The 12,592-nt window shown below is 66.8% G+C and carries 13 protein-coding genes; 9 read left to right on the forward strand and 4 right to left on the reverse strand.

The window, feature by feature from the left end; all coding sequences use genetic code 11:
- The coding region (locus MKK67_RS12820) for a hypothetical protein (protein WP_243965301.1) at positions 1–214 on the forward strand (214 nt) is incomplete at its 5' end.
- 84 nt (positions 215–298) lie between these two features.
- Here the strand turns inward: MKK67_RS12820 and attM are convergent.
- Positions 299–1,090 (reverse strand): N-acyl homoserine lactonase AttM, encoded by a 792-nt coding sequence (gene attM / locus MKK67_RS12825; protein ID WP_243965307.1) that lies wholly within the window; start codon positions 1,088–1,090, stop codon positions 299–301.
- 164 nt (positions 1,091–1,254) lie between these two features.
- Here attM and MKK67_RS12830 point away from each other — a divergent pair, with 164 nt between their 5' ends.
- Positions 1,255–2,148, forward strand: coding sequence for a LysR family transcriptional regulator (locus MKK67_RS12830; protein WP_243965309.1), 894 nt, complete (start codon positions 1,255–1,257; stop codon positions 2,146–2,148).
- 77 nt (positions 2,149–2,225) lie between these two features.
- On the forward strand, positions 2,226–2,795 hold the full coding sequence (locus tag MKK67_RS12835) for a peroxiredoxin (protein WP_243965311.1): 570 nt from the start codon (positions 2,226–2,228) through the stop codon (positions 2,793–2,795).
- A 227-nt stretch (positions 2,796–3,022) separates the two neighbouring features.
- Here the strand turns inward: MKK67_RS12835 and MKK67_RS12840 are convergent, their stop codons facing one another.
- The 3 genes from MKK67_RS12840 to rpoZ all read right to left on the reverse strand — a co-directional run bounded on the left by MKK67_RS12840 (position 3,023) and on the right by rpoZ (position 6,893).
- A complete protein-coding gene (locus tag MKK67_RS12840; protein ID WP_243965314.1) occupies positions 3,023–3,664 on the reverse strand; it encodes an NYN domain-containing protein in 642 nt (213 codons plus the stop codon).
- A 360-nt stretch (positions 3,665–4,024) separates the two neighbouring features.
- A complete protein-coding gene (locus tag MKK67_RS12845) occupies positions 4,025–6,265 on the reverse strand; it encodes a RelA/SpoT family protein (RefSeq protein ID WP_243965525.1) in 2,241 nt (746 codons plus the stop codon).
- Between the two features lie 217 nt (positions 6,266–6,482).
- Positions 6,483–6,893, reverse strand: a complete 411-nt coding sequence (gene rpoZ, locus MKK67_RS12850; RefSeq protein WP_010685409.1) for a DNA-directed RNA polymerase subunit omega — start codon at positions 6,891–6,893, stop codon at positions 6,483–6,485.
- A gap of 619 nt (positions 6,894–7,512) precedes the next feature.
- Between rpoZ and fabD the strand changes: the two genes are divergently transcribed.
- The 6 genes from fabD to MKK67_RS12880 all read left to right on the forward strand — a co-directional run bounded on the left by fabD (position 7,513) and on the right by MKK67_RS12880 (position 12,388).
- Positions 7,513–8,454, forward strand: a complete 942-nt coding sequence (gene fabD, locus MKK67_RS12855; protein ID WP_243965319.1) for an ACP S-malonyltransferase — start codon at positions 7,513–7,515, stop codon at positions 8,452–8,454.
- 240 nt (positions 8,455–8,694) lie between these two features.
- On the forward strand, positions 8,695–9,432 hold the full coding sequence (gene fabG / locus MKK67_RS12860) for a 3-oxoacyl-[acyl-carrier-protein] reductase (protein ID WP_243965323.1): 738 nt from the start codon (positions 8,695–8,697) through the stop codon (positions 9,430–9,432).
- A gap of 336 nt (positions 9,433–9,768) precedes the next feature.
- Positions 9,769–10,008, forward strand: coding sequence for an acyl carrier protein (locus MKK67_RS12865; protein ID WP_007559070.1), 240 nt, complete (start codon positions 9,769–9,771; stop codon positions 10,006–10,008).
- A gap of 172 nt (positions 10,009–10,180) precedes the next feature.
- Positions 10,181–11,443, forward strand: a complete 1,263-nt coding sequence (gene fabF, locus MKK67_RS12870) for a beta-ketoacyl-ACP synthase II (protein ID WP_243965327.1) — start codon at positions 10,181–10,183, stop codon at positions 11,441–11,443.
- Between the two features lie 355 nt (positions 11,444–11,798).
- Positions 11,799–12,050, forward strand: coding sequence for a DUF4926 domain-containing protein (locus tag MKK67_RS12875; protein WP_243965329.1), 252 nt, complete (start codon positions 11,799–11,801; stop codon positions 12,048–12,050).
- Positions 12,047–12,388, forward strand: coding sequence for a DUF6883 domain-containing protein (locus tag MKK67_RS12880; RefSeq protein ID WP_243965331.1), 342 nt, complete (start codon positions 12,047–12,049; stop codon positions 12,386–12,388). Before MKK67_RS12875 ends, MKK67_RS12880 begins: the two co-directional genes overlap by 4 nt.
- The last annotated feature ends 204 nt before the right edge of the window (positions 12,389–12,592 follow it).

Genomic DNA, 12,592 nt, shown 5'->3' on the forward strand with positions numbered 1-12,592 from the left:
GCAAGAAATGCGTCGCGCGCGGTTCGCGGACCCAACTTTGCCATCGCACGCTCCATATCACGACCGCGACGATGATCAGCCGCCGGTGTGGTCCGGTTTCCGGTTGATCGCTTCGAAGCCATTTCGTCATTGCGAGCGCAGCGAAGCAACCCAGCGCGGCGCGCGATCTCCGACCGTAGCGCGTCCCTGGATTGCTTCGCTGCGCTCGCAATGACGGTGAGGCCGAAACTGACCTAAGCATTCAATTGCACTCTGCTGGAGCAGCGTAGCGGAATTTCAACTGAGACAGAGATATTCGTCAGTCGTAATAGCTGGGTGCCAGTTTGAAGCCGGGCCAAACCTCGGGATCGTGCCCTGGCACGAGGGTCGCTCCGAGCTGCTCCGCCAGATACCGCAACTTGCGGACTGACCGCACCGTATCGACAGCGGACGCAAGGAACCCGGGTAGAGCCGTCTCGCGCCAATGATCCAGCGTATAGACCGCGTCGGCCGCCAGCAGGATTGATCCGCTCTTGGGCAACGTCACTAAAAAGGATTGGTGGCCCAGTGTATGGCCGGGCGTAGATACCATTCGGAGCGTCCCATCGCCGTAAAGATCATAGTTATCGGTCGCGGCGCCCTCTAGAAATTGCCATTGTAGCCCGGGGCGATCGAAATCCGCACGTGTATAGGCGCCCGCAGCGAACCAATCCGGTGTAAACGCATACTCATATTCGCGCCGCTGCACGACGTGCGTTGCTCGGGGGAAGCGCCCTATCGCGCCTGTATGGTCGGAATGCAGATGTGACAGCACGACAAAGCGGATGTCTTCGGGCGTCAGTCCGAGCATCATCAGTTGCTTGATACATCCTTGGTCATCGCTCATAACCGGCTGGTAACTGTCGACGGCGCCACCCCAATAAGACCGGGGATCTGCTAAGCCTTCAGCCGCGAGGCCACCATCGATTACGACATTTCCTTTGGGGTGAAGCAGCAAAAACCAGGGGATCGGTATTTCGTAATCTCTGTCGTCGCCCTGGTTCATCTTGATGTTGCGAGTTTTGCAAATCTGAGTGCCGGATTGAAGCATATACAGCCGAATCTTGCTCATAGGTGCCATCTCCGGTTTCGCTGCGACGATATCGAAGCCTGCATGCCGATCGGGTCACGCGACTCGCAGCCTCTTCGCTGCATCGACACGGTCAGCTATCGGTTGCCAAAGCGGTAGAGCGGCTTGTCCGCATTGATTTATCGGCGGGACCGATAGGTGTGCCCATGGACTTGCTGGCCGCGATGCGCGTTTACGTGAGGGTCGTAGAGCGGGGCAGCATGTCGGCCGCCGCTCGCGACCTTTCGATCGGCCAGCCGGCCGTCAGCGAGCGAATCGACCGACTGGAATCCCATCTGGGAGCGCGCTTGCTGCGCCGAAACACGCGCACGATCACACTCACCGATGTCGGATCAGCCTTCTACGAACGCAGCAAGGTGGTGCTCGACGCTGCCGACAGCGCGCTGGCAGTCACGGCTGAGGATCAGCCCCTACGCGGCACGTTGCGGATCGCCGCGCCTCATGGGGTCGGCGAAATCGTCCTGCCGCCGATTTTGTGTCGCCTGCGCGAGCGCCATCCCCAGCTCAAACTGGACTTGGTGCTCAATGACCGGATCGTCGATCCCGTGACGGAAGGTGTCGATATCTCCCTGCGTCTCGGGGATTGCGGCATCGGCAACTTCGTTGCCGTTCGGCTCGGCCACATCCGACGCATCTTGGTGGCGGCACCGCGTTATCTCGACCGAATCGGGATACCGGAAAGATCAAATGATCTCGTCGATCATCCCTTTCTGCGGGTGTCGGGCTTGTTCAATGACGGGCGGCTTCCCCTGATCTCGGTGGACCGGCAGACCGACTTGGCTCCCCTCAACATCGTCCTGACCGTGAGCCATTGGCGCCCCCTGTATGCCATGCTGCTGGAAGGCGCCGGGATCGGCGTGCTGCAGGAACCAGCTTGCACCGAAGCGTTGGGGGATGGCCGGTTGATACGGCTTCTGCCGAATCACGAGGTGCCGGGCTTCGATCTCCACGCGCTTTACCCAGCATCGAAATCAGTCCCCCCGAAAACCCGGGTGACGCTATCTTTGCTCAAAGAGCATGTGCCAGAAATCGTGCAATAACCGCCGATTCCGGACCATCGCTTTCGATCCTTGCCTATGTGGCACCGGAGGCACACGTGGTTTGAGCGAGGCCCCCCATGCACCCCAACCCCGACACCCTGCCCACCGACCTCCCCGCCCCCGTCGATGACGGCGCGGCCGATCACCTGCGCGGGATGAAGCTGCCCGATGTGGCGCTCACCGCGACGGACGGCACGACGGTGTCGCTCGCGAAGCTATCCGGCCGCACCGTGGCCTATGCCTATCCGCGCACGGGCGAGCCGGGGAAGCCGGCCCTGACGCCGGACTGGGACGCGATTCCCGGCGCCCGGGGCTGCACCCCGCAGGCCTGCGATTTCCGGGATCACCATGCCGCCCTGCGGGAGCGCGGAGTCGCGCAGGTCTTCGGCCTCTCGACCCAGACCAGCGCCTATCAGCGGGAGGCGGCCGAGCGGCTGGGCCTCACGTTTCCGCTGCTGGCCGATCCGCACCGGGCCTTCGCGATGGCCGCCCGCCTGCCGGTCTTCGAGGCGGGCGGGCAGGTGCTGCTGCGCCGCCTCACCCTGGTGATCGACGACGGCGTGGTCGCCCGCGTGTTCTACCCGGTCTTCCCCGCCGATCGCGGCGCGCAGCAGGTGATCGACTGGCTCGACGGCGGCAGCGCCTGAAGGTTAACCCTGGTCTCAGAGCCTGTTTGACTGCGCAATCGCAGTCGAAGGACGGTTCTGATCGACGGAGATCCTCATCTCTCCCCTCATCCTGAGGTGCTGCGCAGCAGCCTCGAAGGAGCCCTCCAGGGATCGCGCGGCCAGCTGGAGGGCTCCTTCGAGGGCTCCGCTCCGCGACGCCACCTCAGGATGAGGTCGAGAATGGGAATGACCGGTCAAACAGGCACTCAGCCCTCTTCGGATTCCGGCTGGCGGATGCCGTAGCGGTTCTCGAGGGCCGGGCTCGGGCGGGCGTCGCCGCGGTAGCGGCTGGCGGTCTCGCCGGCCGCCCGGACCGGGCGCTCGCTCGCCTCGCGGCCGATGCGGCCCGACAGGCTCGCGAGATCCACGAACTCGTCGGCCTGTCGGCGCAGCTCGTCCGAGATCATCGCCGGCTGGGTCTGGATGGTGGAGATCACCGTCACCTTGACGCCGCGCCGCTGCATCGCCTCGACCAGCGAGCGGAAATCGCCGTCGCCGGAGAACAGCACCATGTGGTCGATATGCGGGCTCAGCTCGAGGGCGTCGATCGCCAGCTCGATATCCATGTTGCCCTTGTACTTGCGCCGGCCCATCGAGTCCGTGAACTCCTTCACGGGCTTGGTCACGACGCGGTAGCCGTTGTAGTCGAGCCAGTCGATCAGCGGCCGGATCGAGGAATATTCCTGATCCTCGATCATGGCGGTGTAATAGAACGCCCGCAGCAGGGTGTCGCGAGCCTGAAATTCCTTGAGTAATTTTTTATAATCAATATCGAAGCCGAGGGCCTTGGTGGTCGCATAGAGGTTCGCGCCGTCGATGAAGAGAGCGCTGCGTTGCGGTGCTGCCATGGATGGGTCGAATCCTGAAGAATACGGGTTGCCGGAAATCGTGTGCTGAAACGGCTGGGATAAATCCGGGCGGAAAGCCCGGGGCCGCATCGTTGCGATCGAATGCCGAGAGGGATGAAAGCCGGGACGGAAAAGCGCGGTCCCCTTCCGGACGACGGTCGCCCGGGCTTTCTCGACCATTCGGGCGAAACATACCCCTGTCAAGTCAACCGGAAGGAATGTGGCTCTCGATAGCGCCGTTTCCCCGGGGGGTCGATAGAAAAATCGTATCGCGGCGTATCGCGTCACGCGACTGGGACGATAGACCTCGGTTAATCCGATAAACCTGAGGTCCATCGCCCGTGCGGGCGGAAGAACATCTCAGCCGTTCACGCGCTCGACGCTGTTGACCGGGCGCTTGCCGCGCAGCTCGGCGATGATTGCCGTCAGATGCTGAAGATCCCAGACCGACAGGTCGATGGTGATGTCGGTGAAGTCCTGGGTGCGGCGCTTCATCGAGATGTTGTCGATGTTGCCGTCGTGGTCGGCGATCACCTGGGCGATCTGGGCGAACACGCCGGGCTCGTTGATCGACTTCAGCGCTAGGCGGGCCGGGAAGCGCTCGGTGCCCGAGGCCTCCGTGTCCCAGCGGACATCGAGCCAGCGCTCGGGCTCGTTGTCGAAGGCCGCGAGCGCCGCCGACTGGATCGGGTAGACGGTGACGCCGACGCCGGGAGTCAGGATGCCGACGATCCGGTCGCCCGGAACCGCGCCGCCATTGGGCGCGAAGGTCACCGGCAGGTCGCCGGCCAGGCCCCGGATCGGGATCGCGTCGCTGCGGCCCTCGGATTTGCCACCCTCGGTGGCCGGGAAGGTCAGCCGCATGGTCTGGTCGGCCGAGCGCACGAGGCGGCCGGCGCCGTTCAGGGCGCCCTGCGGCGTCGACGGGCGGCGCTCGTCGCGGTGGTCGGGATAGACCGCCCGGACCACGTCACCGGAGAACATCTCGCCCCGCCCCACCGCCGCGAACACGTCCTCGGTGGTGGCCCGGGCCAGCCGCGGCAGGGCACCGCGCAGCTTGTCCTCGGAAAACGTCTTGGCGGCGCGCTCGAAGGCGCGGTCCAGGATCTGGCGGCCGAGCCCGGCATATTGCCGGCGCACCGCCGCCCGGGTCGCCCGGCGGATCGCCGCCCGGGCCTTGCCGGTCACCACCAGGGATTCCCAGGCGGCCGGCGGCGAGGCCCCGTCCGAGCGGCTGATCTCGACCTCGTCGCCGTTGGCGAGCTCGTGCAGCAGCGGCGCCATCCGGCCGTTGATCTTGGCGCCCACCGCCGAGTTGCCGACATCGGTGTGCACCGCGTAGGCGAAGTCGATCGGCGTCGCGCCCCGCGGCAGGGCGATCAGCCGCCCCTTCGGGGTGAAGCAGAACACCTGGTCCTGGAACAGCTCCAGCTTGGTGTGCTCCAGGAATTCTTCCGGGCTGTCGCCCTCGGCGAGCAGCTCGATGGTCCGGCGCAGCCACTGGTAGGCGCCGCTCTCGGCCGCGAGCTTCGGGTGGACGCTGCCCGGCTCCTTGGGCACGTCCTTGCCGAGTTCCTTGTAATGGGCGTGCGCGGCGATGCCGTATTCGGCGATGTCGTCCATGGCGCGGCTGCGGATCTGCAGCTCGACGCGCTGGCTCTTCGGCCCGATCACCGTGGTGTGGATCGAGCGGTAATCGTTCTGCTTCGGGGTCGAGATGTAGTCCTTGTACCGGCCGGGCACCATCGGCCAGCTGGTATGGACGATGCCGAGCGCCGCGTAGCAATCCTGGACCGTGTCCACGATCACCCGGAAGCCGAAGATGTCGGACAGCTGCTCGAAGGCGACCGACTTGCGCTCCATCTTCGACCAGATCGAGAACGGCCGCTTCTGCCGGCCGCTGACCTCGGCGGTGATGCCCTGGGCGGAGAGCTTTTCCGTCAGCACCTGCGCGATGGTCTCGACCACCCGCTCGGACTTGGCGGTGAGGCGGGCGAGCCGCTGGGTGATGGTGGCGTAGACCTCCGGCTCGATGTTGCGGAAGGCCAGGTCTTCCAGCTCCTCGCGCAACTCCTGCATGCCCATCCGGCCGGCGAGCGGCGCGTAGATGTCCAGGGTCTCCTGGGCGATGCGGTGGCGCTTGTCCTCGCGCATGTGCTGGAGGGTGCGCATGTTGTGCAGGCGGTCGGCGAGCTTGACCAGCAGCACGCGCACATCCGCCGCCACGGCGAGCAGCAGCTTGCGAAAGTTCTCGCCCTGGGCGGCCTGCTTGGAGACGAGATCGAGGCGCTTGAGCTTGGTCAGGCCGTCGACCAGCGCGCCGATCTCCGGCCCGAACAGCCGGCGGATCTCCTCCAGCGTCGCCTCGGTATCTTCCACGGTGTCGTGCAGGACCGCGGCCACGATGGTGGCGTCGTCGAGATGCAGGTCGGTGAGGATCGCGGCGACTTCGAGCGGATGCGCGAAGAACGGATCGCCCGAGGCCCGCTTCTGCGTGCCGTGCGCCTGCATGGCGTAGACGTAGGCACGGTTGAGCAGCGCCTCGTCGGCAGCCGGGTTATAGCGCTTGACCCGCTCGACGAGCTCGTACTGGCGCATCATCCGCCGGGAGGTCGTCGGTTCCTGGATGGCACGCGGGGTCGGGGTCACGCCCGACTCTCCCGCAACCGGCGTGCCCGCGCCAGCCCCCGGCGGCGGAAAAGCGCCGGTTGCGACCGTATCGCCGTCCGAACGCAAGAACCCGGCGTCTCCGCCGGGTCCGGTCTCGTTCAGGTCGTGATCATCCAGGCCCACGTGGCGCGGCTCACTGTATCCGGGTTTACTCGCCCTCGTCGTCGGTCTCGACCGGCGGGGCGAGGTTCTCGAGGCCGCGCAGCAGGTCCTCCTCGCTCATGCGGTCGAACTGGACCGCCGCATCGTCGCTGGAGGATTGCGGGGCCACGGCGGCGGCAGCCGGCGAGCTCGACAGCAGCGGCACGGTCTCGGCCTCCGGCTCATCGACCTCGACGTATTTCTGCATCGAGTGGATCAGCTGTTCCTTGAGATCGTCGGCGGTGATCGTCTCGTCGCCGATCTCGCGCAGGGCCACGACCGGGTTCTTGTCGCGGTCGCGATCGATGGTCAGCGGGGCGCCGGCGGCCAGCAGGCGCGCCCGGTGGCTCGCCAGCAGCACCAGCTCGAACCGGTTCTCGACCTTCTCGATGCAGTCTTCGACGGTGACGCGCGCCATGCGGGGCGGCTCCTCAGCTTAAGCGACGGGTGATGTCGGGTGTGGCGCCACTCTACACGGAATGCCGTTGTGCAACAAGCACAGCGGGTTGCACCGGGCGCGCGTCTGGCGGGCGGTGGCCGGGGCAATGCCCCTGCCCCGTCGAGACGCTCGGACCCGGAAGGCCCGCGCGGAAAATGGCCGATGGGGTTGAACGCTTCGGATCGCCCAAATTCGGATCGCCCAAGCCGGAAAACCTCCACCGATACGCGGGTCCGCGACGGCCTGGGCATCCTCCCCGTCATCCCGGGGCGCCGCAGGCGAGCCCGGGATCCAGAACCGCCGCCGATGCAACACCTTGCGCGACTTATGTTTCTGGATCCCGGGCTCCGCTTCGCGGCCCCGGGATGACGGGGTTGTCGTGGGAATGGCCGCCGCCGGATCCCAACCTCGCCCGACGCACGGGAGAGCCGATAGCGCCGCCAACGCCTTGAAACACCAGCGTGATGCCCGTCGCGGATTGTGCGACGCATTGTTGACACGGGCTGCCTCGGGTGCGAGTGCGCGCCGCTTATTCCAGGTGTTTCGGCCGACAGGGGCGGCGTTCGCGCGCCGCACGGCGAGAGCGATCAGACAAGCCATGCGCGCACTCATCTTTCCCGGCCAGGGCAGCCAGGCGGTCGGCATGGCGAAGGCGCTCGTCGAAAACTTCCCGCAGGCGAAGGCCGTGCTCGACGAAGTCGACGACGCCCTGTCCCAGCCGCTCTCGCGGCTGATGTTCGAGGGGCCGGTCGAAGAACTGACCCTCACCACCAATGCCCAGCCGGCCCTGATGGCGGCGAGCCTCGCGACCTTGCGGGTGCTGGAGGCCGAGCGCGGCCTCGACCTCGCCCGGGACGTGGCTTGCGTGGCCGGGCATTCCCTCGGCGAGTACGCGGCGCTCGCGGCCGCCAGCAGCCTCTCCATCGCGGATGCGGCCCGGCTGCTGCGCCTGCGCGGCGAGGCCATGCAGGCAGCGGTGGCGCCGGGAATCGGCGCCATGGCCGCCCTGATCGGCACCGATGTCGAGGCAGCCCGCGGGATCGCCGAGGCGGCGGCCCTCGAATCGGACGGCGCGGTCTGTGACGTCGCCAACGACAATGGCGGCGGCCAGGTGGTGCTCTCCGGCGAGCGGGCGGCCGTGGAGCGCGCCGTCGGCATTGCTACGGAGCGCGGGGTCAAGCGCGCCGTGATGCTCAACGTCTCCGCACCGTTCCACTGTCGCCTGATGGCGCCCGCCGCCGACGCGATGGCCGCAGCCCTCGCCGAGGTCGACCTGAACGCCCCCCGGGTGACGCTCTACGCCAACGTCACGGCGGCCCCGGTGTCGGATCCGGAGGCGATCCGGGCGGCCCTGGTCGAGCAGGTCACCGGCACGGTGCGCTGGCGCGAGAGCGTCGCCGCCATGGCGGCAGCGGGCGTCGACCGGTTCTACGAGCTCGGCGCCGGCAAGGTGCTCACCGGCCTGGTCAAGCGCATCGCGCCCCAGGCGAGTGCCACGGCGATCGGCACCCCCGCGGACGTGGCGGCCTTCGCGCTTTAGATCTTTCGATTCTGTGTGGCCGCGTGATCGCTTTCGCAGGACGGTTCGAACCGGAGGATCTCCCAACCACCCCCTCATCCTAAGGTGCTGCGCAGCAGCCTCGAAGGAGGCTTCCAGGGATTGCCGCGCGATCTGGAGGGCTCCTTCGAGGCCGCCCGATCGTCGATCGGCCGGCGCCTCAGGATGAGGGTGTGGAGGGGACGGACCGCTCAAACAGGCTCTTGAACGTAGGAAACCAGCATGTTCGATCTCACCGGCCGCAAAGCCCTCGTGACCGGCGCCACCGGCGGCCTCGGCCAGGCGATCGCCCGGGCGCTGCACGCCCAGGGCGCCACCGTGGCGCTCTCGGGCACGAAGCCGGCGGCGCTGGAGGCCCTGGCGGCGGAACTCGGCGAGCGGGCGAGCCCGGTGGCGGCCGACCTCTCCGACAAGGACTCGGTGGAGGGCCTGGTCCCGGCGGCCGAAGCGGCGATCGGGCCCCTCGACATCCTGGTCAACAATGCCGGCATCACCCGGGACAACCTGTTCATGCGGATGAAGGACGACGAGTGGGAGCAGGTGCTCACCGTCAACCTCACCGCCGCCTTCCGGCTCTCGCGCGCGGCCGTGAAGGGCATGATGCGCCGCCGGGCCGGGCGGATCGTCAATATCGGCTCGGTGGTGGGCTCGACCGGCAATCCCGGCCAGGGCAACTACGCCGCCGCCAAGGCCGGGCTGGTCGGCATGACCAAGGCGCTGGCCGCCGAGGTCGCCTCGCGCGGGATCACGGTCAACTGCATCGCGCCGGGCTTCATCGCCTCGCCGATGACCGACGCGCTCAACGAGAAGCAGCGCGAGGGCATCCTGACCCGGGTGCCGGCCGGGCGCCTCGGCGAGGGCGCGGAAGTCGCCGCCGCCTGCATCTACCTGGCGTCGGCGGAGGCCGCCTACGTCACCGGCCAGACCCTGCACGTGAACGGCGGCATGGCGATGTTCTAGCGCATCATCCCGAAAGGTGGCTTCCGGCTTTCGGACGGCGATGATGCGGAAGCCAACTCCGAATCGACCCATCCGACACGCGCGTGCCACACCCATGAAGGGAATCTGAACGGCTCTCGCCAGGGCGGGAACCCTGTGCTACCACGCCCCGCAGCCGTACAGGGGGTTGACGGTTCAGCGGGTTTTCAGTCCAAGGCCCCCCGGCGGGGCCGTCCCGGTTCACCTCGAAACACGCGCGATCGACACCGGCCCGCCAACAAGCCCGCAGGGGCGCGGCGCGGCCACGGCACCACCCCGAGACGACTGACAGACCAAAAGGACGAGGACGGAAGACCGATGAGCGATATCGCTGAGCGCGTGAAGAAGATCGTCGTCGAGCACCTGGGCGTCGAGCCCGAGAAGGTGGTCGAGAGCGCCAACTTCATCGACGACCTCGGTGCCGACAGCCTCGACACGGTCGAGCTGGTCATGGCGTTCGAGGAAGAATTCAACGTCGAGATCCCGGACGATGCCGCCGAGACCATCCAGACGGTCGGCGACGCGGTGAAGTTTCTGGAAAAGAACTCGGCCGCCTGAGGCGCCGGATTCGGTTTCACGCGGCGCGGGTGAGGCGAAGCAGCCCCCGCGCCGTTCTGCGTTTCGCGGTTCCGTGGCACGGATCCGGCCGCGATCGGTTGTACGAGATGCGCTCCGGGGATGGCCGGCGTCGATGGCGGCGGGGGAGCGCTCCTAAGACGGGACAGGTAGCATGCGGCGGGTGGTGGTCACGGGTCTGGGGATGGTCACGCCGCTCGGCAGCGGGGTGCAGCACACCTGGAGCCGCCTGATCGCGGGCGACAGCGGCGCCGGCCCGATCCGCGGCTTCGAATCCGCCGACCTGCCCTGCCGGGTCGCCGCGCAGGTCCCGTTCGGCGACGGCACCGACGGCACCTTCAACCCCGACGCGGTGATGGAGCCCAAGGAGCAGCGCAAGGTCGATCCGTTCATCGTCTACGCGATGGCGGCGGCCGACGAGGCCCTGAAGGACGCCAACTGGCACCCCAAGAGCCACGAGGACCAGTGCGCCACCGGCGTGCTGATCGGCTCCGGCATCGGCGGCATCGGCGGCATCTACGACGCCTCGGTCACCCTCCACGAGAAGGGCCCGCGCCGGATCTCGCCATTCTTTATCCCGGGCCGGATCATCAACCTTGCCTCCGGCCAGGTCTCGATCGCCTACGGCCTCAAGGGCCCGAACAACGCCGTGGTCACGGCCTGCTCCACCGGCGCCCACGCCATCGGCGACGCGAGCCGCCTGGTGGCGCTCGGCGACGCCGACGTGATGGTGGCGGGCGGGGCCGAATCGCCGGTCAACCGCCTGTCGATCGCCGGCTTCTCGGCCTGCCGGGCGCTGACCACCGGCTTCAACGACACCCCGGAAAAGGCCTCCCGCCCCTACGACCGCGACCGCGACGGCTTCCTCATGGGCGAGGGCGCCGGCATCGTCGTGCTCGAGGAGTACGAGCACGCCAAGGCCCGCGGCGCAAAAATCTACGCCGAGGTGGTCGGCTACGGCCTCTCGGGCGACGCCTACCACATCACCTCCCCGTCCCCGGACGGCGACGGCGCCTTCCGCTGCATGACCGCCGCGGTGAAGCGCGCCGGCATCTCGCCCGCCGAGATCGGCTACATCAACGCCCACGGCACCTCGACGCCCATGGGCGACGAGCTGGAGCTGAAGGCCGTGGAGCGTCTCTTGGGGGATGCCGCCGCCCAGGCGACCATGTCCTCCACCAAGAGTTCGGTCGGCCACCTGCTCGGCGCCGCCGGCTCGGTCGAGGCGATTTTTTCGATTTTGGTCCTGCGCGACGGCGTGATCCCGCCGACGCTCAACCTCGACAACCCCTCCGTCCAGACCAAGATCGACCTCGTGCCCTTCGAGGCGAAGCGCAAGCAGGTGGACGTGGTGCTGTCGAATTCGTTCGGGTTTGGCGGGACGAATGCGTCGCTGGTGATGCGGCGGGTCGCCTGAGAACCGGTAATGTTTCCAGCACCGCGCAAGCAATGGCTTGATCGGCTGGCCTCACAAATCTGTTTACCTGCTCTGTTTACCTGCGCGATCCAAGTCGCATGACGGATCTGACCGACGGAGATCCCAATCTTCCACCTCATCCTGAGGTGCTGCGCAGCAGCCTCGAAGGAGCTTTCCAGGGATCACGCGGCTGGCTGGAGGGCTCCTTCGAGGGCTCCGCTCCGCTACGCCACCTCAGGATGAGGGTAAGGATGGAAAGACCGGTTCAATAGGCACCCCGGGGCCGGATCATCTTGAGTCCGATCTTGGAAAACGGAGCGGTTGCGCAATCCCGAAGCGCGCCTATCATGCGGCCATGACGCTGGAATTCGCCTACCAGTTTCGACAGGACGCATCACGGTCGGGTCTGCGGGATCTCGATCGGGTCGCGCTGACGGCCGCTGCAACCAGCGACGATGGCGATGTGCTGGCACCGGGCACGGAGGGAACCATCGTCAGCGTCTATCGCGATGGTGAGGCCTATGTGGTCGAGTTTCCGACGCCGGTCGGCGCCCTGGCGACGGTCCGGCCCGGGGACATTAGACTGGTCGAGCGCGCGCCGGTGTGACTGGCGAGGTCGAAGCGATCGTCTGGACCGTCGAATGGCCCAAGATCGTCAGCTACCTGCTCAACCCTTTGCATGCCGATGGCGCCTCCAAAGCCAAGTATCTGCTGGCCTTCGGCTATGCCGCGGAGGAGCCCGAACGGCTCGCTGGTGATCTGGTGAAACACGCGGTCGATCATTGGCCGGGGCGCGCCGTGGTGCTTCCACTCGGCCTCCCGCGCCGCGTGTTCGAAGGCCCTCTGGAAGCGCCGGATGGACGTGTCATGTCGCTCCGCAGCGTTTGGGAAGTCACCAGTGATACGCAGTGGCGGTTCCTCACCGCTTACCCTTGGAAATCCTGACGGGTGATCCGGTCTCCGTTGAAGGAGGACATCGGCTACGCGGCGAATATTTTTGATGATTGTCCCAACATCGCCCCGCATCCTGCGGTGCCAAAGCGTAGCGTAGGCCTCGAAGAAGACCTCCAGAGGTAACAGTGATCCCAGGAGAGCTCCTTTGAGGCTGCTGCGCAGCATCTCAGGATGAGGAAGAGATCGTCAAATCCG

Origin of the sequence: Methylobacterium sp. J-072 (genome assembly GCF_022829425.1) — a bacterium.
In the GTDB taxonomy this organism is placed as follows: Bacteria; Pseudomonadota; Alphaproteobacteria; order Rhizobiales; family Beijerinckiaceae; genus Methylobacterium.